Source organism: Massilia oculi (genome assembly GCF_017582745.1).
Lineage (GTDB): Bacteria > Pseudomonadota > Gammaproteobacteria > Burkholderiales > Burkholderiaceae_D > Telluria > Telluria oculi_A.
Genome location: NZ_JAFVIM010000009.1, coordinates 146,438 through 169,501, shown reverse-complemented (window position 1 = coordinate 169,501; position 23,064 = coordinate 146,438). Strand labels below are relative to the sequence as shown.

At 61.7% G+C, this 23,064-nt stretch carries 22 protein-coding genes; 3 read left to right on the top strand and 19 right to left on the bottom strand.

The genetic code is table 11. The features are described from left to right. Window positions 1-46 precede the first annotated feature (46 nt). From atpA to J3U95_RS12870, 12 genes are all read right to left on the bottom strand, one after another. A complete protein-coding gene (atpA, locus tag J3U95_RS12925) occupies window positions 47-1,588 on the bottom strand; it encodes a F0F1 ATP synthase subunit alpha (protein WP_005664034.1) in 1,542 nt (513 codons plus the stop codon). Window positions 1,589-1,666: 78 nt separating this feature from the next. Continuing rightward, window positions 1,667-2,200: a F0F1 ATP synthase subunit delta gene (locus J3U95_RS12920; protein ID WP_208278989.1), complete on the bottom strand. Its 534-nt coding sequence runs from the start codon at window positions 2,198-2,200 to the stop codon at window positions 1,667-1,669. 2 nt (window positions 2,201-2,202) lie between these two features. Continuing rightward, on the bottom strand, window positions 2,203-2,673 hold the full coding sequence (locus J3U95_RS12915; RefSeq protein WP_109345701.1) for a F0F1 ATP synthase subunit B: 471 nt from the start codon (window positions 2,671-2,673) through the stop codon (window positions 2,203-2,205). Between the two features lie 77 nt (window positions 2,674-2,750). Further along, the gene (gene atpE, locus J3U95_RS12910) at window positions 2,751-2,996 is read right to left on the bottom strand and encodes a F0F1 ATP synthase subunit C (protein ID WP_005664041.1); all 246 of its coding nucleotides are present in this window, start codon (window positions 2,994-2,996) and stop codon (window positions 2,751-2,753) included. An 85-nt stretch (window positions 2,997-3,081) separates the two neighbouring features. Continuing rightward, window positions 3,082-3,915 (bottom strand): F0F1 ATP synthase subunit A, encoded by an 834-nt coding sequence (atpB, locus tag J3U95_RS12905; protein WP_208278988.1) that lies wholly within the window; start codon window positions 3,913-3,915, stop codon window positions 3,082-3,084. A gap of 4 nt (window positions 3,916-3,919) precedes the next feature. Next, on the bottom strand, window positions 3,920-4,255 hold the full coding sequence (locus tag J3U95_RS12900; protein WP_109345703.1) for an ATP synthase subunit I: 336 nt from the start codon (window positions 4,253-4,255) through the stop codon (window positions 3,920-3,922). Between the two features lie 363 nt (window positions 4,256-4,618). Further along, window positions 4,619-5,497, bottom strand: coding sequence for a ParB/RepB/Spo0J family partition protein (locus tag J3U95_RS12895; RefSeq protein WP_208278987.1), 879 nt, complete (start codon window positions 5,495-5,497; stop codon window positions 4,619-4,621). A 23-nt stretch (window positions 5,498-5,520) separates the two neighbouring features. Next, complete coding sequence (locus tag J3U95_RS12890; RefSeq protein ID WP_005664046.1) at window positions 5,521-6,291, bottom strand: ParA family protein; 771 nt, start codon at window positions 6,289-6,291, stop codon at window positions 5,521-5,523. A 122-nt stretch (window positions 6,292-6,413) separates the two neighbouring features. Beyond that, a complete protein-coding gene (gene rsmG / locus J3U95_RS12885; RefSeq protein ID WP_208278986.1) occupies window positions 6,414-7,064 on the bottom strand; it encodes a 16S rRNA (guanine(527)-N(7))-methyltransferase RsmG in 651 nt (216 codons plus the stop codon). Continuing rightward, the gene (gene mnmG / locus J3U95_RS12880) at window positions 7,061-8,992 is read right to left on the bottom strand and encodes a tRNA uridine-5-carboxymethylaminomethyl(34) synthesis enzyme MnmG (protein ID WP_208278985.1); all 1,932 of its coding nucleotides are present in this window, start codon (window positions 8,990-8,992) and stop codon (window positions 7,061-7,063) included. The genes rsmG and mnmG overlap by 4 nt, the downstream gene beginning before the upstream one ends. A gap of 198 nt (window positions 8,993-9,190) precedes the next feature. After that, complete coding sequence (locus J3U95_RS12875) at window positions 9,191-9,961, bottom strand: sulfite exporter TauE/SafE family protein (RefSeq protein ID WP_208278984.1); 771 nt, start codon at window positions 9,959-9,961, stop codon at window positions 9,191-9,193. Between the two features lie 84 nt (window positions 9,962-10,045). Then, on the bottom strand, window positions 10,046-10,885 hold the full coding sequence (locus J3U95_RS12870; RefSeq protein WP_208278983.1) for an alpha/beta fold hydrolase: 840 nt from the start codon (window positions 10,883-10,885) through the stop codon (window positions 10,046-10,048). Between the two features lie 1,237 nt (window positions 10,886-12,122). Here J3U95_RS12870 and J3U95_RS12865 point away from each other — a divergent pair. Beyond that, window positions 12,123-12,917 (top strand): 5'-methylthioadenosine/adenosylhomocysteine nucleosidase, encoded by a 795-nt coding sequence (locus J3U95_RS12865; RefSeq protein WP_208278982.1) that lies wholly within the window; start codon window positions 12,123-12,125, stop codon window positions 12,915-12,917. Here J3U95_RS12865 and ald read toward each other — a convergent pair. Continuing rightward, window positions 12,887-14,002: an alanine dehydrogenase gene (ald, locus tag J3U95_RS12860; protein ID WP_208278981.1), complete on the bottom strand. Its 1,116-nt coding sequence runs from the start codon at window positions 14,000-14,002 to the stop codon at window positions 12,887-12,889. The two genes, J3U95_RS12865 and ald, sit on opposite strands and share 31 nt — an antisense overlap. Window positions 14,003-14,112: 110 nt before the next feature. Further along, complete coding sequence (putA, locus tag J3U95_RS12855; RefSeq protein WP_208278980.1) at window positions 14,113-17,760, bottom strand: trifunctional transcriptional regulator/proline dehydrogenase/L-glutamate gamma-semialdehyde dehydrogenase; 3,648 nt, start codon at window positions 17,758-17,760, stop codon at window positions 14,113-14,115. 212 nt (window positions 17,761-17,972) lie between these two features. Here putA and J3U95_RS12850 point away from each other — a divergent pair, with 212 nt between their 5' ends. Next, window positions 17,973-18,428: an Lrp/AsnC ligand binding domain-containing protein gene (locus J3U95_RS12850; RefSeq protein ID WP_005664065.1), complete on the top strand. Its 456-nt coding sequence runs from the start codon at window positions 17,973-17,975 to the stop codon at window positions 18,426-18,428. A gap of 98 nt (window positions 18,429-18,526) precedes the next feature. On the opposite strand, the gene J3U95_RS12845 is transcribed toward J3U95_RS12850, so the two are convergent. After that, window positions 18,527-19,480 carry a LysR family transcriptional regulator gene (locus J3U95_RS12845; RefSeq protein ID WP_109345713.1) on the bottom strand — a complete coding sequence of 318 codons (954 nt, stop codon included), beginning with the start codon at window positions 19,478-19,480 and terminating at the stop codon, window positions 18,527-18,529. 149 nt (window positions 19,481-19,629) lie between these two features. Between J3U95_RS12845 and J3U95_RS12840 the strand changes: the two genes are divergently transcribed. After that, on the top strand, window positions 19,630-19,914 hold the full coding sequence (locus J3U95_RS12840; protein WP_005664069.1) for a hypothetical protein: 285 nt from the start codon (window positions 19,630-19,632) through the stop codon (window positions 19,912-19,914). 653 nt (window positions 19,915-20,567) lie between these two features. Here J3U95_RS12840 and J3U95_RS12835 read toward each other — a convergent pair. The 4 genes from J3U95_RS12835 to J3U95_RS12820 all read right to left on the bottom strand — a co-directional run bounded on the left by J3U95_RS12835 (window position 20,568) and on the right by J3U95_RS12820 (window position 23,047). Beyond that, window positions 20,568-20,828: a YfhL family 4Fe-4S dicluster ferredoxin gene (locus J3U95_RS12835; RefSeq protein WP_071360959.1), complete on the bottom strand. Its 261-nt coding sequence runs from the start codon at window positions 20,826-20,828 to the stop codon at window positions 20,568-20,570. A gap of 16 nt (window positions 20,829-20,844) precedes the next feature. Beyond that, window positions 20,845-21,345 (bottom strand): pantetheine-phosphate adenylyltransferase, encoded by a 501-nt coding sequence (coaD, locus tag J3U95_RS12830; RefSeq protein WP_005664073.1) that lies wholly within the window; start codon window positions 21,343-21,345, stop codon window positions 20,845-20,847. Window positions 21,346-21,467: 122 nt separating this feature from the next. Beyond that, the gene (rsmD, locus tag J3U95_RS12825) at window positions 21,468-22,064 is read right to left on the bottom strand and encodes a 16S rRNA (guanine(966)-N(2))-methyltransferase RsmD (protein WP_208278979.1); all 597 of its coding nucleotides are present in this window, start codon (window positions 22,062-22,064) and stop codon (window positions 21,468-21,470) included. A 104-nt stretch (window positions 22,065-22,168) separates the two neighbouring features. Beyond that, the gene (locus J3U95_RS12820) at window positions 22,169-23,047 is read right to left on the bottom strand and encodes a DUF6279 family lipoprotein (protein WP_208278978.1); all 879 of its coding nucleotides are present in this window, start codon (window positions 23,045-23,047) and stop codon (window positions 22,169-22,171) included. Window positions 23,048-23,064 lie beyond the last annotated feature (17 nt).

Here is a 23,064-nt window from a genome sequence, read left to right as displayed (position 1 = left end):
TCCTTCCGGGCACCGGCGCCAACCTCGGTTGGCGCCGGTCCATCAATTAATATGCGCCGGATTTCTTGAAATCAGCAATGGCGGCGGCCAGCGCAGCTTCGCCGTCCTTGTCCAGTTGCTTGGTTTCGTCGATCTTCGACAGCAGGGCGGCGTGGCCCGACTTCAGGAAGCCGTGCAGACCCTGCTCGAACGGCAGCACTTTCTTGACTTCGATGTCGTCCAGGTAGCCCTTGTTGACGGCGAACAGCGATGCGGCCATCAGCGAGGTCGACAGCGGCGAGAACTGCGGCTGCTTCAGCAGTTCGGTGACGCGCGCGCCACGGTCCAGCTGCTTGCGGGTCGACTCGTCCAGGTCCGATGCGAACTGCGCGAACGCAGCCAGTTCACGGTACTGCGCCAGGTCGGTACGGATACCGCCCGACAGGCCCTTGATGACCTTGGTCTGGGCGGCGCCACCGACGCGCGACACCGAGATACCGGCGTTGATCGCAGGACGGATACCGGCGTTGAACAGCGAGGTCTCCAGGAAGATCTGGCCGTCGGTAATCGAAATCACGTTGGTCGGCACGAAGGCCGAGACGTCGCCAGCCTGGGTTTCGATGATCGGCAGTGCGGTCAGCGAACCGGTCTTGCCGGTGACGGCGCCGTTGGTGAACTTCTCGACGTAGTCGGCGTTCACGCGGGCTGCGCGCTCGAGCAGACGGCTGTGCAGGTAGAACACGTCGCCTGGGTAAGCTTCGCGGCCTGGTGGGCGGCGCAGCAGCAGCGAAATTTGGCGATAAGCGACAGCTTGTTTCGACAGGTCGTCGTACACGATCAGCGCGTCTTCGCCGCGGTCGCGGAAGTATTCGCCCATTGCGCAGCCCGAGTAGGCCGAGATGTACTGCATGGCGGCCGATTCCGACGCCGATGCTGCGACAACAATGGTGTATTCCATCGCGCCGTGCTGTTCCAGCGAACGCACGATGTTCTTGATGGTCGATGCCTTCTGGCCGATCGCGACGTACACGCAGGTGACGCCTTGACCTTTCTGGTTGATGATCGCATCGACTGCCACAGCCGATTTACCGGTCTGACGGTCGCCAATGATCAGCTCACGCTGGCCACGGCCGATCGGCACCATCGCGTCGATCGACTTGATGCCGGTCTGCATAGGCTGCGACACCGATTCACGCGCGATGACGCCTGGCGCGATCTTTTCGATCGGGGCGGTCAGGGTGGTGGCGATCGGACCCTTGCCGTCGATCGGCTGGCCCAGTGCGTTGACCACGCGGCCACGCAGCTCAGGACCGATCGGCACTTCCAGGATGCGGCCGGTGGTCTTGACGGTGTCGCCTTCCGAGATGTGCTCGTAAGCACCCAGGATGACGGCGCCGACCGAGTCGCGCTCGAGGTTCATTGCCAGGCCGAAGGTGTTGCCTGGGAATTCCAGCATCTCGCCCTGCATCACGTCCGACAGACCGTGGATGCGGCAGATACCGTCGGCGACCGAGATCACGGTGCCTTGGTTGCGGACGTCTGCAGAGCCTTCCAGGCCCTGGATCCGGCTCTTGATCAGCTCGCTGATTTCAGATGGGTTAAGTTGCATGCTAGCTAACTCCAATTATAGTTTCTTGATGCGTAGGGCAAGGGCGGGACGCCGGCCTATGCGAGTGCACACTATCGATTACGACGCCAGTGCAACGTGCATCCGTTGCAGCTTGGCGCGAACCGAGGTATCGAGCACTTCGTCGCCGACGACCACGCGCACACCACCGATCAGCGAGGGATCCACTGTCACCGTTGGGTTCAGCTTGCGGCCAAATTTCTTTTCCAGCGTGGCGACCAGCTGGTTCAGCTGGTCGGCCGAAATCTCGAACGCGCTGAAAATCGTCGCGTCGGCTGCGCCTTCGTTCGCGTTCTTCAGGATCGCGAACTGGGTGCTGATCTCGGGCAGCAGGTTGATGCGGCCGTTTTCGGCCAGCATCGCGATAAAGTTCTTCGCTTCAGCATTCAGCGGAGCCTTGACCAGCGACGCAATCGTGTCCGCCAGTTGTGCCTGCGTGACGTTCGGGTTGCTGGCGAAGGCCTGCACATCGGGAATGGCGCCGATCTGGCCCAGTTCCGACGCGATGGCCGAGTACGCATTCATGTCGCCGGTTTGGGCGACACGGAACAGCGCTTCGGCGTAAGGGCGGGCGACGGTTGCGAGTTCAGCCATGATCAGAGCTCGGTCGACAGTTTCGACAGCAGGTCGGCGTGGGCCGCTGCGTTCACTTCGCGCTTCAGGATCTGCTCGGCGCCGGCAACCGCGAGGGTTGCAACCTGGCCACGCAGTTCTTCGCGCGCGCGCGTCACTTGCTGCTCGGCGTCTGCCTTGGCGGCGGCGACGATGCGTGCGCCTTCTTCGGCGGCGGTTTTCTTCGCTTCTTCGATGATCGCGGCGGCGCGCTTCTCGGCGTCGGCGATGCGCTTCTGCACTTCGTCACGGGCGCCGGCCAGTTCGGTCTGGACGCGCTTTTCGGCGGCAGCCAGGTCGGCCTTGCCGCGATCGGCAGCGGCCAGGCCACTCGCGATCTTCGCGGCGCGCTCGTCGAGCGCTTTCATCAGCGGCGGCCACACGAATTTCATCGTGAACAGCGCCAGGATGAAGAAGACCACGAGCTGTGCAAGCAGGGTTGCATTAAGGTTCACGGTTTTATCCTTCTTACAGAAACACGGATGCCGAACCAGAAACTGGTTCGGCCCTTCAAGACCTCGAGACGCGAGTCTTAGACTGGAACGAACGGGTTAGCGAACGCGAACAGCATGGCGATACCAACGCCGATCAGGAATGCCGCGTCGATCAGACCAGCCAGCAGGAACATCTTGGTCTGCAGGGTGTTCATCAGTTCTGGCTGACGTGCAGAAGCTTCCAGGTATTTACCGCCCATCAGAGCGATACCGATACAAGCGCCGATTGCGCCCAGACCGATGATCAAACCGCAAGCCAGTGCAACAAAAGAAAGGTCAGTCATGAAAAACTCCAAAAGTTAAATTAAAAACTAAATTAAAAACTACAACTTCTTTACAACCACATTCACTCGATGCTTGCGGCTTCGATCAGTGGCCTTCGTGAGCCTGACCGAGGTAAACCAGCGTCAGCATCATGAAGATGAATGCCTGCAGGATCACGATCAGGATGTGGAAGATCGCCCAGATGGAACCGGCAATCACGTGACCGACGAAACCGAACATCGTTGCGGTACCGCCCAGCAGTGCGATCAAGAGGAACAGCAGTTCGCCGGCAAACATGTTGCCGAACAGTCGCATACCGAGCGACACCATTTTTGCTGCATATTCGATGAGGTTCAGGAGCAGGTTGAACGGCGCCATCCAGATGCCGAACGGTGCTGCGAACAGTTCGTGGAGCCAGCCGCCGAAGCCCTTGATCTTGATGCCGTAGTAGATCATCAGGAGCAGCACGCCCAGCGACATGCCGATTGGCGCGTTCAGGTCGGCGGTCGGGACCACGCGGTGATACGGGAAGATGTGCTCGACGCCGAAGGCGGCGAACAGCCACGACCACATGTCGACCGGCAGCAAGTCCAGCGCGTTCATCAGGACGATCCAGACGAACACGGTCAGCGCCAGCGGAGCGATGAAGCTGCGGTCGCCGTGCACGATGGTCTTGGCCTGGTCGTCGACCATTTCGAACATCATTTCGACGAATGCCTGGAAACGGCCAGGAACGCCCGAAGTCGCCTTGCGGGCGGCGGCCCACATCAGCAGGCAGGCGGTCAGGCCCATGGCGATCGACCAGAACAAGGTGTCGAAGTGGACGACCGAAAAGTCGACCGGCCCGACCTGATACTGATTCTTCAGGTGGCCCAGGTGGTGAACGATGTATTCTGAAGCGGTGGGCGCGTGCGCTGCGCCGTCTACTGGAGTCGCCATGTTGTCATTGCCTAAATAATAAGATGATGTAACTTTTCAGTGCCACGACGATTCCAGCGACCAGTGCCAGCCAGTTTAGATCGTGATACAGCCACGCAGTTGCGCCTAAAAGCGCCAGCGTTAATGCAATCTTTACAAATTCCCAGATGAAAAATGTCGCGGGAGTAGCCGTTCCAGATGCAGACGCGGCGAACAAGCGCACTGCCATGATCCCGTTGGGCACGACACAACACAAACCGCCCAGTACAGCCGAAAACATCGCAGCCCGTCCCCCCAGTAGTGCGGCGATCAGGCCGACGACTACCGTTGCTATCAACTGCAGGGAAACGATGCGTAGCATATTCTTTTAGCTCTTGCGCTGACGCATTTTGGACGTACTACGAGGTGATAATTACAAGAATCGCCGGAATTATAAGTGGTTATACGGACGTGAGTCAAACGATTCCACACTTATAACTGGGCCGAATATATGGCGAAAATGTGACACGATGCCGACGGATAGCGCAATATTTTCAGCTACTTACGCTCAGATCGTGTATAGGGCGGAATGTGACAATTGCGCTGATCTACGTAGCGCTTTGACCGCGGCGGACGGCAAGAAAGTTGGTAGCGCTAACGCGTGGAGATGGCCGACGAGGCGGCGGCCGGCGAGGTCGCCGGCCCCTGCAACGCCACCCGTGCGACCGGGTAGCGTCCCTGTTTTTCACGCGCGCAGACGCGCGAGCACACCCTCGAGGATATCCAGGTCGGCGAAGTCGATGATCATCTGCCCCCTGCCCTTCGCGCCCATCTTGAACAGCACCGGCGTCGCCAGCTTGTCGGACAATTCTTCTTCGAGGCGCACGATGTCGCCCGGCTTGTCCTTGGCGCGCGCCGGCTGGGCCGGGGCGCTTTGTTCTTCGAGCGCGCGCGCGACCAGCTTCTCGGTCTCGCGCACCGACAGGCGCTTGGCGATCACATGATTGGCCAGCGCGATCTGGTTCGCGCTGTCGACCGCCAGCAAGGCTCTAGCATGGCCCATGTCGATATCCCCTGCCATCAGCATGGTCTGCACCGGCTGCGCCAGGTTGATCAGGCGCAGCAGGTTCGACACCGCGCTGCGCGAGCGGCCGACCGCGCCGGCCGCCTGCTCGTGCGTGAAATTGAAATCCGAGATCAGGCGCTGGATGCCCTGCGCTTCTTCCAGCGGATTCAGGTCTTCGCGCTGCATGTTCTCGATCAGGGCCATGGCGGCCGCGGCCTGGTCGTCGACGTCGCGCACCAGCACCGGGATCTCTTCCAGGCCCGCCATCTGCGCCGCGCGGAAGCGCCGTTCGCCGGCGATGATCTCGTACGGCGTGCTGGAACCCGCCGGCAGCGGACGCACCAGCACCGGCTGCATGATGCCCTGGGTTTTAATGGACGCGGCCAGCTCGGACAGGCTCACTTCATCCATGCGGGTACGCGGTTGATACTTGCCGGCCTGGATCTGGGTGACCGCCAGGACCGAGGGCAGGTTGCTTGCGGTCGGCGCGGCGTCCATGTCGCCGCCGAGCAGGGCGTCGAGCCCGCGGCCCAGTCCCTTGAGTTTTTTGGTTGCCATTGTCGTGTCAGCTCTCGTGGTGATTACATGGTCTTGATGCGCTGGACCATTTCCGCGCCAAAGGCGATATACGCCTGCGCGCCTTTCGACGATGGGTCGAAGGTCACGCCCGGGATGCCGTAGGACGGCGCTTCGGCCAGGCGGACGTTGCGCGGGATGATGGTCTTGAACACCTTGTCGCCAAAGTGCTGCTCGAGCTGGTTCGAGACCTGCTGCGACAGCGTCATGCGCGGGTCGAACATCACCCGCAGCAGGCCGATGATCTTGAGGTCGGTGTTCAGGTTGGCGTGCACCTTCTTGATCGTGTTGACCAGGTCGGACAAGCCCTCGAGCGCGTAGTACTCGCACTGCATCGGGATGATCACGCCATGCGCGGCGCACAGGCCGTTGAGGGTGAGCAGCGACAGCGCGGGCGGGCAGTCGACCAGGATGAAATCGTAGTCGGCGTCGACCGCGGCCAGCGCATCCTTCAGGCGGCGCTCGCGGTTCTCGAGCGACACCATCTCGACTTCGGCGCCGGCCAGCTCGCGGTTGGCGGGCAGCACGTCGAAGCGCCCCGCCTCGGAGCGCACGCGCGCGCCAGCCACGTCCGACTCGCCCAGCAGCACCTGGTAGATCGACGACTCGAGCGCGGCCTTGTTGATGCCCGCGCCCATGGTCGCATTGCCCTGCGGGTCGAGGTCGACCAGCAGCACGCGCTGGTCCAGTTTTGCCAGGCCCGCCGACAGGTTGACGGTGGTGGTGGTCTTGCCTACCCCACCCTTCTGGTTCGCAACGCAAAAAATCTTCGCCATCTATTCTCTTTCCTGAAAGCGGCTACAAGACGCCATACCGTTCATACCGTACAAATCATTTTAATGATTCATACTGTATAAACGATATAAACGGTTTATACGGTTTTTACTATTAATATTGTTTACTGGGTTCGCTCGATGAAAACCAGATGACGCTCGGCGCCCAGTCTCGGCACCTGTAACGGCTGCAAATCGCTCACTTTCCAGTCTTGCGGTAGCCGTTCGCGCTCCTCGCTTGGCGCCACCCCTTTCAGGGCGATGAATTTGCCGCCCTCCTGCAGCAGGTGTCCCGACCAGTTGACGAAATCGGACAGGTCCGCGAAAGCGCGCGAAGTGATGACGTCGAATTTGTCGCTCACGGCCAGGTCCTGCACCTTCATCGTGTGCACGGTCACGTTGGCCAGGCCCAGTTCCGCCTTCACTTGCGTAAGGAAGGCGGTTTTCTTGTGCACGGTGTCGATCATCGCCACTTTCATGTCGGGCCGGGTGATGGCCAGCACGATGCCCGGCAATCCGCCCCCCGCTCCCACGTCCAGCACATTGCGCGCACCGAGGAACGCCGGCACCGCGGCCAGCGAGTCGAGCAGGTGGTGGGTCACCATCTGCATCGGGTCGCGCAGCGAAGTCAGGTTGTATACCGCATTCCACTTGTGCATCAGCTGCAGGTAGGCCATCAGCTTGCCCAGCTGTTCCGCGCTCACCTCCAGGCCCATCTCGGCGATGCCGTCGGCCAGCACCCTGGCCAGCGCATCGCGGTCGAACGCATATTTCATTGCGCCACCTCCGAAGTGGTGGGGGCGAAGCCCGGGATGCCACGTTTCTTCAGGTGCACCAGCAGCAGCGAGATCGCCGCCGGGGTCACGCCGGAGATGCGCGAAGCCTGGCCCAGGGTTTCGGGACGCTGCTTGTCCAGCTTCTGGCGGACCTCGAACGACAGCGCCACGATTTCGAGGTAGTTCAGGTTCTCGGGCAGCTTCAGGTTTTCGTAGTGATCATGACGCTCGACTTCGCGCGCCTGGCGATCGATATAGCCGGAATACTTGAGCTGGATTTCCACCTGCTCTTTTACCGCCGGGTCTTCGACGCCGGGGCCGGCCAGCGGCTGGCCCTCATTGCCCTGCATCGTCATCAGGGTGTCGTACTCGACGCCCGGTCTTCTCAACAGGTCGGCCAGGTTGTACTCGCGCTCGAGCGCCTGCCCCACCACGCGTTCCGATTCGGCGGCTGCCAGGATGCGTGGGTTGACCCAGGTCGATTTCAGTCGTTCCAGTTCGCGGACGACGGATTCGCGCTTGGTCTCGAAGGCTTGCCAGCGCGCGTCGTCGACGATGCCCAGCTGGCGTCCGATCTCGGTCAGGCGCATGTCGGCGTTGTCTTCGCGCAGCGACAGACGGTATTCGGCGCGGCTGGTGAACATGCGGTACGGTTCGGCCACGCCTTGCGTGGTGAGGTCGTCGACCAGCACGCCGAGGTAGGCTTCGGAACGGCCCGGCGTCCAGGCATCCTTGCCCTGGGTTTGAAGCGCGGCGTTCACGCCGGCCAGCAGTCCCTGGGCCGCGGCTTCTTCGTAGCCGGTGGTGCCGTTGATCTGGCCGGCGAAGAACAGGCCCTTGATCGCCTTCGTCTCTAACGACGCCTTCAGCCCGCGCGGGTCGAAGTAATCGTATTCGATCGCATAGCCCGGACGCAGGATGAAGGCGTTTTCCATGCCGCGCATCGAGCGCACCAGCTCCAGCTGGACGTCGAACGGCAGGCTGGTCGAGATCCCGTTGGGGTAGAACTCGTTGGTGGTCAAGCCTTCCGGCTCGAGGAAGATCTGGTGCGACTCCTTCGAGGCGAAGCGGTGGATCTTGTCCTCGATCGATGGGCAGTAGCGCGGGCCGACGCCCTCGATCACGCCAGTGTACATTGGGCTGCGGTCCAGGCCGGCGCGGATGATGTCGTGGGTGCGCTCATTGGTATGCGTCACCCAGCATGGCACCTGGCGCGGATGCATCGCTACATTGCCCATGTACGAGAACACCGGCACCGGATCGAGGTCGCCCGGCTGTTCGGCCAGCACCGAGAAGTCGATGCTGCGGCCATCGATGCGCGGCGGCGTGCCCGTCTTGAGGCGGCCCTGCGGCAGCTTGAGTTCCTTCAGGCGCGACGACAACGAGGTCGCCGGCGGGTCGCCCGCGCGGCCGCCCGAGTAGTTCTGCAGGCCGACGTGGATCTTCCCGTCCAGGAAAGTACCGGCGGTGAGCACCACGGCGCGGGCGCGGAACTTCAGGCCCACCTGGGTGACGGCGCCGACCACGCGGTCGCCCTCCACCATCAGGTCGTCGACCGCTTGCTGGAACAGCCACAGGTTCGGCTGGTTTTCCAGGCGCGCGCGGATCGCCGCCTTGTACAGGACGCGGTCGGCCTGGGCGCGGGTGGCGCGCACGGCCGGGCCCTTGGACGAATTCAGGATGCGGAACTGGATGCCCGCCTCGTCGGTCGCGATCGCCATGGCGCCGCCGAGGGCATCGACTTCCTTGACCAGGTGACCCTTGCCGATGCCGCCGATCGACGGATTGCAGGACATGGCGCCGAGGGTTTCGATATTGTGGGTCAGCAGCAGGGTCTTTTGACCGGTGCGTGCGGAAGCGAGTGCGGCCTCGGTTCCGGCATGGCCGCCGCCGACGACGATGACGTCGAATTCAGTAGGAAATAGCATGATGGGGTGTGGAGCGAGGAGACTAATGCGCGATTATAGATTCTTTTTTCCTGCTGGACTCTCCATGGGTCTGAAAACGACAGATTTTGTTTCACGTGAAACCTTACTCTTCTGTTCTTACTAGCATGTTTCACGTGGAACAGTGGACGAAAAAAAACCGGGCAAGAACCCGGCTTCGATGTTTCACGTGAAACAGGCTTACCAACTTAGTTTTGTGAACGAGTCGTAGGCTGTCTTTACAATCAGTGCCGAGACCACGAACAGGAACAGCTTGCGTACGAAACCACTGCCATGCTTCAACGCCAGCCTGGTGCCAATCACGGAACCGACGATCTGGCATCCCGCCATCAGCAAACCCAGCTGCCACAGCAAATGACCGCTGTAACCGAACCACATCAGCGCCGACAGATTGCAGGCGACATTGACCACCTTGGCCGCAGCCGAGGCGCTGAGGAAGTCGAAGCCGAAGAAGCGCACGAACAGGAATAGCAGGAAGCTGCCGGTGCCCGGACCAAAGAAACCATCATAAAAACCGATGGCGGCGCCGATGCCGATTGCCCAGTAACGCTCGGCCATCCCGCTGTGCAGCGGGGCGTGCACCGCGCCGAGATCCTTCTTCATGAAAGTGTAGACAGCGACCGCGACCAGCACGAACGGCAGCAGCGCACGCACGAAGTCGGCCGGCACCCGCGTCACGGTCCAGGCGCCAACGAAGGACAGGGCAAAGGCGGCGATGGCGGCCGGCGCCGCGGTGCTCCACGCGACCCGCACCCGGCGCGCGTAACTGGCGGCGGCCGAGCCGGTCCCGAAGATCGCCGCGAGTTTATTGGTGCCGAGGATGGTTGCCGGGGCTTCTTTCGGCAACAGGGAGAACATGGCGGGGAGCTGGATCAGGCCGCCGCCGCCGACAACGGCGTCGACCAGGCCGGCAGCGAAGGCGGCGCCGCCGAGCCAAACTACATCGATCATGGGAGACTTTCAGAGGAGGTGCAGAGCAGATATTTTACGGCAAGCAAGCCGTACTGACACGGCCCCAGCCCTTCCCCGTGGTACTTATGCCGGCGCGACTGCCGCCGGGGATCTTGCGAAATCGATGAGCAAGCCATTGAGCCGGTCGGCGCCCGACAGTTGCAGCCAATGGCCCACGCCGTCGATGCGGGCATATTCGAAACCGGCGCGGCATTGTTCGCGCGTGTCCAGCATCTGCTGTTCGCGCAGCGCGGGATCGTGCTCGCTCCAGACACCCAGCACCGGCACATCGACCGGCTTCCATCGCTTGCCGCCGGAAGCCTTCAGATTGGCGCGATAATAGTTGAGGGCCGCGGTCAGCCGGCCCTGCGGCGCCAGTGCATCGATCCAGAGTTGCTGCTGTTCACGGCTACGGTTCATCGCGCGCAGCGCGGCCCAATTCCCTGCCCTCAACAGCGTCTCGGCCAGGACCGGCGTCATGAACACAGCCATGTACCAGAAGCGCAGTTTTTGCGTGAAACCCGACTTGGCAAGCGCCTTCGGATGACCGACCGACAGCGCCGCATAACGGCTGACGCGCTGCGGCGCATGCATGGCCAGATGCCAGCCGACTTGCGCGCCCCAATCGTGGCCGACCACGGTCGCCAGGTCGATACCCAGCGCATCCATGAGCTGCAGCACGTCATCGGCCACGAAGTCGACTGCGTAGGCGCTGACGTCAAGCGGCATATCGGTCTTGCCGTAGCCGCGCAGATCGGGAGCGATGACCTTGAAACCAGCCGCGGCCAGGGCCGGGATCTGTCGCCGCCAGACCGCGTGGGTATCAGGAAAGCCATGCAGGAGCAGGACTGGCGGGCCCTCGCCGGCAGTCACGTAGTGCATGTTCAAACCGTTGACCCTGGCGTACTGCGACACGACATCCATGCGTTTCCCTGTACCTCAGTTCGATGGGAAACAGCTTACCAGAACGTAAACGCCTGTCCAGACCCCTTCTGTGGATAAGCGACTTGATATCCACAGGTATCGATTGTGCAAAACTCAGCTTTTTTGCACAGGCAAAAATCTTGTCCAGATTTGCCACCAAGCAGTTTGCTCAGCAGTGCACGGACTTATCCGCGACATAAATCCCTGATTTCTCGATCTTTAATAGGGTTGTCCACAGAAAACTGCGACCGTTAACCACTACTATTAGCGTTGTATACAGATCTTGGTTGTAAACCTGACGAGCCCGCGAAAAAAAAAAATTTTGGCAGAGTGTGGCAAATCCGGGAAGCGATATCACGCAGGCCGACGCTGCCAGCTATCTCGACTGCTTGCTCTCGCATTTACTTGCCAGGCCCTCGAGGCAGGCAAACAAAGCTGGCCTCTGTGGAAAACCGAATGAATATCCACAGGATGGAATGTGCAGAAACCCCTATCTTGTCCAGCTGCGCAATTTCTATCCAACTTTCCTACAGCGCCGACACAAGCGTTTTCCAGCGGGTTAACGCGACCGTAAACCACTGATGTTGTGGAAAAAATCGGTTTTATCCACAAAGCGGCAGGCGTTTACTACTACTATCATTTTGTATACAAGCTTTTAGCTACAACAATATGAGAAAACGGCACTGCCGCCGACTCTGGGTCACCCTTGAAGACTGCAGACGACGCAAAGTCGTCCAAAAAACCTCCCTGGAATTCACACACACCAGGTCACAGCGAACGAACATCGCTTGCTGAACGGTAGCGATAAGGAACCAGCTGTGGAAAAGCCGCTGCATATCCACAGCATCAGATGTGCAAAACAGGCCATTTTTTCGAGCGCCGATTTGTTGTCCAAGAACCGTGCAAGTTGGACGCAAGCTTTTTCCAGCGCGTAAACGACGTCGTAAATCATTGATACTGTGGAGTAAACTCATCTTATCCACAGATAACGTCGCGTTTACCTACTACTATCAACCTTGTATACATATCTCTTAATTAAATAAGCAAACACAACGCAGGCAAAAAAAGCGTCTTCCAGAACAGGTCGCTCACCACTTCCAACAAGAACCAAGATCGTTGCAATTCGAGAACTGAATGCGATCGAAGCTGTGTACAATCCGTCCCTTATGCACAGTTGCCTGTCTGAACGGCTTTGAAGGCTTCAAAACCTCTCTACACACCTACTCATCAGGAAAACATGCGTCTAGGGATCATCAGCGCCTTGCTCGAAGAACAGGCAGGGCTCGTGGAAGCCATGGGAGGGCCCGCCAAGCTCATCTACGGCAAACGCGAGTTCTGGGTCGGACGACTGTGGGAAATCGACGCTGTGTGCGTTTTATCGCGTATTGGCAAGGTTGCCGCTGCCATGACGGCGACAACGCTTGTGGAAAAGTTCGGAGTTACGCACATCCTCTTCACCGGCGTTGCCGGCGCGGGGGATAAGACGATCCGTGTGGGCGACATCGTGGTGGCCGAGTCGCTGGTCCAGCACGATATGGATGCCAGTCCGCTGTTCCCCCGTTTCGAAGTGCCGCTCACGGGCCAGACGCATTTCCAGCCAGACCAGCAACTGTCGCTACGCTTGTCCAGCGCCGCCCACGCCTTCCTGGAATGCGACTTCCTGCAGACGATCTCCGAGACCGAGAGACAGGCTTTTGGCCTGGAACAGCCGCGCGTGCATCGCGGCCTGATCGCCAGCGGCGACCAGTTCGTCAACGATCGCTTGCGCATCGATGCGCTCAACGGCGCCCTGCCCGGGCTGGTGGCGGTGGAGATGGAAGGCGCAGCGGTGGCGCAGGTGTGTCACGAACTGGACGTGCCGTTCGCCGTCATCCGCGCGGTGTCGGACAATGCCAATGAAAACGCGGCCCACGACTTCATGCGCTTCGTGAAGTCGGTGGCCGCGCAATACGCTTTCCACATCACCCGGCGCCTGTGCCGGCACCTGGTGGAAGCGCCGCTTCAGCCCAGGAGCGAGTCGGGCGGGATGTAGTCGTAGCCCAGGGCCTGGGCGACGGCCTCGAAGGTAACCTTGCCCTGGCAGACGTTGAGGCCATGGCGCAGGTGGACGTCGTCCGCCAGTGCGCGCCGCCAGCCCTTGTTCGCCAGCGCCAGGGCATGGCCGATGGTGGCGTTGTTCAGGGCGAATGTCGAGGTGCGCGCCACGGCGCCCGGCATGTTCGCAACGCAGTAGTGGACCACGCCATCGACCAGGAAGGTCGGATCGGCGTGCGTCGTCGGATGCGAAGTCTCGAAACAGCCACCCTGGTCGATCGCCACGTCGACGACGACCGCACCCTTCTTCATGCGCGAGACCATGTCGCGCGTGACCAGTTTCGGCGCCGCAGCCCCGGGTACCAGCACGCCGCCGATCACCAGGTCGGCGTCCAGGACCGCTTCCTCGAGCGCATGGGCATTGGAATACAGGGTCGAGATGCGGTTGCCGAACACCAGGTCGAGCTGGCGTAGGCGGTCGACGTTCTTGTCGAGCGCCGTGACGCGGGCGCCCGTGCCGACCGCCATCTGCAGTGCATTGGTACCCACGACGCCGGCGCCGATGACGACGACGTGGCCGGCCGCCACGCCAGGCACGCCGCCCAGCAGCAGGCCCATGCCGCCCCGGGATTTTTCGAGGTGGGCGGCCCCGGCCTGGATGGACATGCGGCCCGCGACTTCGCTCATCGGCGCAAGCAGGGGCAAGCCGCCGCCCGGGCCGGTGATCGTTTCGTAGGCAATGCAGACGGCGCCCGATTTGACGAGGGCTGCGGTTTGCTCCGGATCGGGAGCCAGGTGGAGGTAGGTGTAGAGAATCTGGCCTTCGCGCAGCATCGCGCATTCAGCCGGTTGCGGCTCCTTGACCTTGACGATCATGTCGGCGCGCGCGAAGACTTCGTGGGCGCTGTCGGCGATGGTGGCGCCTGCAGCGGTGTAGTGGTCGTCGCTCAGGCCGATCTCGCTGCCAGCGCCTTGCTGGACGATCACCTGGTGGCCGCGCGATATCAGTTCGTGTACGGACGCCGGCGTGAGGCCGACGCGGTATTCGTGGTTCTTGATTTCCTTTGGAACGCCTACAAGCATGGTTGTCTCCTGTTGTGGGTTGTTCTTGCTGGTGCTTCTCCTGCTGTTTTTAGTTCGTTGGACGCGTGGGCGGCAAAGCCGCCCACGCTACGATCGCCTTGCGACTATCTTTACAGGCCCAGGGTCATCAGGCTTGCGTTGCCGCCAGCGGCCGTCGTGTTGACGCAGACCGCGCGCTCGGCGACCAGGCGCCACAGGTCCACCGGGACCAGGGCGTCGGTATCGACGATGCCGACGATCGCGCCCGGACGCGCCGCCAGCTGGGTGCGCAGCAGGCCGGCCAGGCCGGTTTCGACCAGCGCGATCGCGACGTCGGCCGCGTCGATTTCTTCCTTGCTCACGAAGCGTACGCGTTCCTTCACCGCCGCCGGCAGGTTGGCCGGAATCGCGTCCGGCGCCGGCGCCAGCACCAGCGCGCGGTTGCCGGTGGCGAGGCTTGCTGCCAGTTGATTGAGCAGGCCGGCGGAGGTAGCCGGCGCGCACAGCACGGCGCCGCGCGGCGTGAACGACAGGCGGTTGCTTTCGCCGGTCGGGCCGGGCAGGTCCATCGACACGCCATTGAGCGAGGTGCGCGCGTAGCCTTCGGCCAGCGCGGCCACCGGCTGCTGGCCGTTGGCGCGCAGCCAACCGATCAGGGCCTCCAATGCTGCCTCCGGCTGGCGCACGTGTTCCATCAAGGGCGCCGCGCCGCGCTGCAGGCGTTTCAGGTAGAGCGGGCCGCCGGCCTTCGGACCGGTGCCCGACTTGCCTTCGCCGCCGAACGGCTGCACGCCGACCACCGCGCCGACGATGTTGCGGTTGACGTAGATATTGCCGACGTGGGCGCGGTTGACGATGGTGTCGATGGTTTCATCGATGCGCGAATGCACGCCCAGCGTCAGGCCATAGCCGGTGGCGTTGATCGCATCGATCACCGAGGGCAGCTCGGCGCGGCGGTAGCGCACGATGTGCAGCACCGGACCGAAGACTTCCTGCTTGAGTTCCGCCAGCGAAGCGATTTCGAGCACGGTCGGCGGCACGAAGGTGCCGGCAGCGACGACCGACGCCGGCAGCTCGAGCGCGAAGTGGCTGCGCGCGGTGGCTTTGGTGCGCTCGATGTGGGCCAGCAGGTTGCGCTGGGCCTCGGCATCGATCACCGGGCCGATGTCGGTCGCCAGGCGGTCCGGGCAGCCCACGCGCAGTTCCTGCATCGCGCCCTTGAGCATCTTGATGGTCTTGTCGGCGATGTCGTCCTGCAGGAACAGCACGCGCAGCGCCGAGCAGCGCTGGCCGGCCGAATCGAAGGCGGAGCTCAGGACGTCCTGCACCACCTGCTCCGGCAGCGCCGAGGAGTCGACGATCAGCGCGTTCTGGCCGCCGGTTTCCGCCACCAGCGGGATGTCGATGCCTTCCTGCTGCGCGCGCTTGGCCAGCGTGCGGTTGATCAGCTGGGCGACTTCGGTCGAACCGGTGAAGATCACGCCCTTGATGCGGCTGTCCGCCGTCAGGGCGGCGCCAACCACTTCGCCGCGGCCCGGCAGCAGCTGCAGCGCTGCGCGCGGCGTGCCCGCCTCGAGGAACAGTTCCACGGCGCGGTAGGCGATCAATGGAGTTTGCTCGGCCGGCTTGGCCAGCACCACGTTGCCGGCCGCGAGGGCGGCCGCCACCTGGCCGGTGAAGATCGCCAGCGGGAAGTTCCAGGGGCTGATGCAACTCACGGGACCGAGCGCCTCGGCCTTGCTCGAGCCGCGGATCTGCACCGCGTAGTAGCGCAGGAAGTCGACCGCTTCGCGCAGTTCGGCGATCGCGTTCGGCAGCGATTTACCGGCTTCGCGCACGGCCAGGGCCATCAGCTCGATGCCGTTCTGCTCGAACAGGTCCGCGGTGCGCTCGAGGATCGCGGCGCGTTCATGGGTGGCGGTGGCGGCCCATTCGCCGGCGAAGGCGCTGGCCGCGGCCAGGGCGGTTTCGACGTCGGTGCGCGAGGCTTCGCTCACCTGGCCGACGATATCGCTCGACATCGCGGGATTGACCACATTCGCCGGCGTACCTGCATCGCTCGAACCGGCGATCAGCGGGCCGGCGAGGTGCTGGCGCTGCTGCGCGAGACCATCCGCCACCTTGGCAAGGATGTCTTCATTGACCAGGTCCATGCCGCTTGAATTCTTGCGCTCGGCGCCGAACATGTCGAGGGGCAGCGCGATCGCCGGATGCGGCTTGCCTCCGCTGGCGCGTGCGACATCGAAGGGATCGGTGAGCAGCGTGTCGATCGCCACGTTCTCGTCGACGATCTGGTTCACGAACGAGGAGTTGGCGCCGTTTTCCAGCAGGCGGCGCACCAGGTAGGCCAGCAGGGTTTCGTGCGAGCCAACCGGCGCGTAGATGCGGCAAGCCTTGTCCAGGTTCTTGCTGCCCACGACCTGGTCGTACAGCGTCTCGCCCATGCCGTGCAGGCACTGGAACTCATAGTTGCTGACGTTATCCTGCTTGGCCCAGGTGTAGATCACCGACAGCGTGTGGGCGTTGTGGGTGGCGAACTGCGGATACAGCACGTCGGCCGCCGCCAGCAGCTTGCGCGCGCAAGTCAGGTAGGAGACGTCGGTGTACACCTTGCGCGTATAGACCGGATAGCCGGGCATGCCGTCGACCTGGGCGCGCTTGATCTCGGCATCCCAGTAAGCGCCCTTCACCAGGCGCACCATGAACTTCTGGCCGCTGCGCTTGGCCAGGTCTACAAGAAAGTCGATCACGAACGGGCAGCGTTTCTGGTAGGCCTGCACCACCAGGCCGATGCCTTCGAAGCCCGCCAGGTCGGGATCGAACGCCAGCGCCTCGAGCATGTCGAGCGAGATCTCGAGACGGTCGGCTTCCTCGGCGTCGATATTGATGCCGATGTTATAGGTCTTGGCCAGCAGGACCAGGCTGCGCACGCGCGGCAGCAGCTCGCCCATCACGCGCGCGTATTGCGCACGGCTGTAGCGCGGATGCAGCGCCGACAGCTTGATCGAAATGCCCGGACCGTCCTTGATGCCGCGGCCATTGGAGGCCTTGCCGATCGCGTGGATGGCGGCTTCGTACGAGGCGTAATAATTCTTGGCGTCGCTTTCGGTCAGCGCCGCCTCGCCCAGCATGTCGTAGGAGTAGCGATAGCCGCGGGTCTCGTTGTCGCGGCTGTTCTTCAGCGCTTCGTCGATGGTCTGGCCGGTGACGAACTGGTTGCCCAGCATGCGCATCGCCATGTCGACGCCCTTGCGGATCAGCGGTTCGCCGCCCTTCGCGATCAGGCGCGTGAGCGCCGAGCCGAGACCCTGCTCGCTATTGGTCGAGACCAGCTTGCCGGTGATGAGCAGGCCCCAGGTCGCGGCATTGACGAACAGCGACGGCGATTCGCCCAGGTGCTTGCGCCAGTCGCCGCGGCTGATCTTGTCGGCAATGAGGCGGTCGGCGGTTTCGCTGTCCGGGATGCGCAGCAACGCTTCGGCCAGGCACATCAGCGCGACGCCTTCTTCCGACGACAGCGAGAACTCGTGCATCAGCGCGTCCACGCCCGAGGCGCGGGTACGCTTTTCGCGCACTGCCGAAACGAGGCGATGCGCCAGCGGCTGGGCTTGCGCAGCCGGCGTGGCGCCTTGCGCCAGCAGCCACTGGACGGCCTCGGTTTCATCGCGGCGGTAGGCGGCGGTGATGGCAGCGCGCAGGGGCGTTTGCTCGCGCTTGGTTTCAGCGTGGAGGGCGTCGAAGGGAACGAAGGTGGAGGCCGGGGAAGCAGCGATCTGCATGGCTATCTAGTCAAAAGAAAAAGTCACAACGAAGGGCACCGCACAGCAAAAGCGCCGTCCCACAAATGGTGGTCGGCGCGGTTTATACGTCGGTGGAAATGATTCGATTGTAGAAGGAATTCTTCTGGATTTATTCTGTTTTTAAACCAGACTAGCAATAGATAGTTTTTGATGCGACAATCTGACCGAATAAAATTAACGGGAGACACCCGATGTTGGACAAGATCAGCAAGAAGATCCTCGCCGAACTGCAGAACGACGGGCGCATCAGCAATGTGGAGCTGGCGGCACGGGTCAACCTGTCCCCGGCGGCCTGCCTCGAGCGCGTGCGCAAACTGCACGAATCGGGTTACATCATGGGCTACACTGCCCAGCTCAATCCGCAGCTGCTCGACGTGTCGCTGCTAGTCTTTATCGAGGTCGTGCTCGATCGTACCACTCCCGAAGTCTTCGATGCGTTCAAGCAGAGCGTGCAGATGATTCCGGAGGTGCTGGAATGCCATATGGTGGCCGGCGGCTTCGACTACCTCGTCAAGGCGCGCGTGAAGGACATGGCGGCCTACCGCGAATTCCTGGGCAAGACCCTGCTGCAGAAGGGCGTGCGCGAAACCCACACCTATGCGGTGATGGAAGAAGTCAAGAATACGACCAAACTGCCGATCCGCTGAGCACCAGCCAGCGTATTAAAGTAAAACGGCCAGGCATTTGCCTGGCCGTTTTGTTTCACGTGAAGCAATTTGCTCCACTGAAACCCGTGCTGGCGCTGTCAGACGACCTTGCGCACGCCGCTCTTCGAGGCGCTTTCCGCCATCGATTCCAGGTTCTTGCGCAGCCAGCGGTGGGCCGGGCTGCGGCCATCGCGTTCGTGCCACAGCATGTCCAGGTGGACGGCCGGCAGCTGCAACGGTAGCTCCTTCCAGATCAGCACGTCGGTCATGCCGGTCGAAACCATCAAGTGTTTCGGCAGCACCGTGATCAGGTCCGAGTTCGCCACCACCCTGCCCGCCGTGAAGAACTGGTTCACGGTCAAGAGGATGCGGCGTTCGCGACCGACCTGGGCCAGCGCCTCGTCGACCAGGCCGTGGGCACGGCCCGAGAAGCTCACCAGCAAGTGATTGGCCTTGCAATAGGTATCGAGATCGAGCTTTTCCTTGGCCAGCGGATGGTCCTTGCGCATCACGCACACATAGACGCCGGAATACAGGCGCTCGTGGCGGATCGGCGAACCGGTTTCGTACGACAGCTGGGCCGCGACGCCGGGGAAGAAGCCGACCGCCAGGTCGATGTCGCCGCGCAACAACATCGGACGCGGCTCGCGCGTCGTCAGCGGCACCATGCGGATGTTCACGCCCGGCGCCTCGCGTTCGATCGAGCGCATCAGGGATGGCAGCCACAGCGCGGCGGTCGCGTCGGCCATCGCCATGCGGAAGGTCGCCTGGGCCTTGGAGACGTCGAAGGTTTCCGGCATCACCGCCGCTTCCAGCGCCGCCAGGGCCTGGCGCACGGCCGGCCACAGGGCTTCGGCGCGCGGGGTCGGCTTGACGCCATAGGCGGTGCGGATCAGGAGCTCGTCGCCCAGGCTTTCCCGTAGTCGCTTGATCGCATTCGACACCGCGGGCTGGGTCATGGCCAGGTGGCCGGCGGCGCGGGTCAGGTTTTGCTCGGTCATCACCGCGTCGAACACGCGCAGCAGATTCAGGTCAAGCGTCAGAAAGCTCATGGGATTCAGGAGAAAACTGTTGTGAAGACAGGAGTACGAGTAGTGTACTCCAAATCATTCACAAACAGTATAAGGGCCATCAGGGAACAAAATTAGATTTATATGTTGCGACGCACTATAGTTCTCAACAATAACAGAACGAGCCTATCATGTCTTCTACCGCCACCCTAGTCCAAGCCGCCGCTGCCGTGCCTTACGGCCAAGTGTTCAGCACCACTGTGTATCTTGCCTTGCTGGCTGGCTTTGTCCTGTTCTTCCGTCCACTGCTGGTCGGCATCGGCCGCGCCCTGTACCTGACCGTGCGTCCACGCCGCAGCAAGGCCGAACAGGCCGCGCGCCGCGCCCTGGACGAAGCGCTGGCGCTCAAGCGCAAGCTTGCCAGCCTGGATCCGGTGGACGCCGCCGAAGTGCGTGCGATGGGCATCCGCCACTGATTATTACCGAATTTCTCCCCTGACGCGGTCTCCGGCAACGGACACCGCGTTTTTTTTCGTCCCTGCCCTCCGTCGCACGCCGCCACGGCTGCGATCTTCTTTTTCCCTCTGAAAACCGCCCGAATGTCGCTTCACACCTGGTGACTTGTCGTCACCTGGCTTTTCGCGCGGTTTTTATTTAACAAAATTCACAAAGAGTCAAAAACACCGTTGAGGCGAGAGAACGCTAAAGTGCGACTTATAATGACGATGAGCATATTTAGCCGTAAGTTACAGCAATTTTACGAGAATATGGATGAGCTATGCTTGCGTTTCAAAATGGCATTAAATATCGATACTTGGAACAAGATGAAGGCATCTTTTCGTCATTTGATTAGTAAATAGAAGAGGTTCAACAAAATTCACATTCTAGAGCATGGAAAAATATACTTACGGTAATAAGGCGGACAAGCGAAAGCAGCAGACCAACAAGCGTGAAAAAGCGCCCGTCGACATTAACCGGGAGTAGCAGGTCGGGACGGATGAATGGGACTGGATGAGAAGCTGGCGTTCAGGGACGTGCGGACGCCGCATGCCGGGCAAACCGGTACGCGGTCAGGAAAGCCGAGAGGGAAATAAAAAAGCCGGCAGAGTTGCCGGCTTGGGGGAGAAGATCAGGCCGTGGCCTTGTCGGCCGTTAGCCGTTCGTACTTGATGAGGAGTTCTTCGCGCGATTCGCGCCATTCCGGATTGAGCGGAATGCAGGCAACCGGGCACAGTTGCACGCATTGCGGTTCATCGAAATGGCCGACGCACTCGGTGCACTTGTGCGGATCGATCTGGTAATACTCTTCGCCCATCGAAATGGCATCGTTGGGGCATTCGGGTTCGCAGACGTCGCAGTTGATGCAGTCGTCGGTAATCAATAAAGCCATGATACGTCCTGGAGAATCAGGCCTTCGGCGCTTGCGCCATGCTGGCGATTTTCTGCTGCAGCCAGCGGTCGACCGAAGGGAAAACGAATTTGGACACGTCGCCGCCCAGCATGGCGATTTCGCGCACGATGGTGCCCGAAATGAACTGGTACTGGTCGGACGGGGTCAGGAACATGGTTTCGACGTCGGGCAGCAGGTAGCGGTTCATGCCCGCCATCTGGAACTCGTACTCGAAATCGGACACCGCGCGCAGGCCGCGCACGATCACACGGGCGTCGTGCTTGCGCACGAAGTCCTTGAGCAGGCCCGAAAAGCTCTCGACCTGCACATTGGGGTAATGGCCAAGCACTTCGTTGGCGATATCCAGGCGTTCTTCGAGCGTGAAGAACGGACGTTTGTTGCGGCTGTCGGCGACGCCGACCACCAGTCGGTCGAACAGCCCGGATGCGCGGCGTACCAAATCCTCGTGGCCGCGGGTCAGCGGATCGAACGTACCTGGATAAACGGCTACAACCATTGCGGCTCCCTGAAAATGAACACCCTATCGGAACGCGCATTATGCCTGAAAACACGGCATCCGCCCCAGGCCGGGGCACGGTTTGCCCAATGGTTGTGCAGTTTCCAGCCCCTTGGCGGGACTCAGGCCGCCTTTTCTTGCAGCTTCAGCAAATGGTAGTAGACCATGCCCGCCTTGTCGGCGCGCACCGCTTCCCAGCCAATCAGCCAGTCGGGGACGTCGTCGCCTTCGGTCGGCAACGGCGCCTCGGCTTCGGCATACACCATGCCGCCTTCAAGCAGCAGCGCCGCGCACAGCGGCAGGGTCTTGGCCAGCAGATCCTGTTGATAAGGCGGATCGAGGAAGATCACGTCGTAGCGCTGGCCGCGGGTGGCCAGGTCGCGGGCCAGGGTCAGGGCATCGGCGCGCAGGATGGTGATGTTGTCGGCCTTGAGCTTGTCGCGGTTGGCTTCGAGCTGGCGCACGGCCGGGCCGTGGTTGTCGACCATGGTCACCTTCGCCGCGCCGCGGCTGGCCGCCTCGAAGCCGAGCACGCCGGAACCCGCGTACAGGTCGAGAACACTGGCTTGCTCCCAGTCGCTGCCGAGCTGGTGGTTGATCCAGTTGAAGACGGTTTCGCGCACCCGGTCCGGCGTGGGACGCAGGCCGAGGGCGTCGACCACCGGCAGCAGGGTGCGTTTCCAGGTGCCGCCGATGATGCGGACCTGATGCTGGGCCATGCGCGGCGCGCCGTGGGGTTTGGCGGCCTGGGGCCCTGATTTGATGGACTTTCTTTGCATGGGCGGCACTATAGCATGCAGGTTTATGCGGTTTGCCGCCGAGGTTATTTACCCGCTGCCAATGCCTCGAAATCATTGATCCAACCCTGCATCCGCTGCTGCGCATGGGCCTTCTGCTCCGGCGTCGCCAGTTTGATCGCGGTCAGGATGTATTTCGTCGTGTGGTCGATGCTGGCGTCATAGAAGGCTTTGCGCTCGGGCGACTCCATGCGTGTGAACAACTCGCGCATCAGGCCTTGTACCTTGGCCGTGGTCTGCTCGCGATTAAGCTTTTTCTGTTGCACCTCTTGCAGCAGCGCCAGGATGCGGCGCTGGCGGTACTGGCGCTCCTCCAGCCACTGCTGGTTGTCGAGCGGACGCAAGTCGGAGGCGCGGCGCAGGGCGGCTTCCTGCTCGCTGCTGAAACGGCCGAACCACAGTTCCATCTGCTCCATCGATTTCTTGAAGCGCGCGCGCTGGCGCTTCTCGACGCTGCCGCTCATGAACTTGCGGCGGTATTCCTCGTTCTTGTCCTTGAACTTCTTGTCGATATTGGCGATTTGCGCAGGGGTGATCGACATGGCCAGCGTCGTCAGTTCCGGCACCGCGCGCTGGGACAGGCGTTCGCCGCGCACGCGGATCTCGCGGTAGGCCTGCAATAGGTCGGCCTGGCTTGGGTTGCCGGCCAGTTTTTGCTTGAAATTGCCTAATAAAGCGGCATAGTCGCGCAGCTGGGTCTGGCGATGCCATTGGAACAAGCCATTGATGTCGCGCTTGGCGATGTCGGCCTGTTGTCCTTCGAAGTCGACATAGGAATTCATCCACCAGTACAGTAAGGTGTCGCCCTGGTTGTACGAAAAGCGAATGGTGCTGCAACCGGCTGCCAAGGCCATCAAGGCAATCGCGAATAGTGCTAGGGTGCGCCGGAAAAAGGTATCTCGCATGCTAGAATTTTTCATAT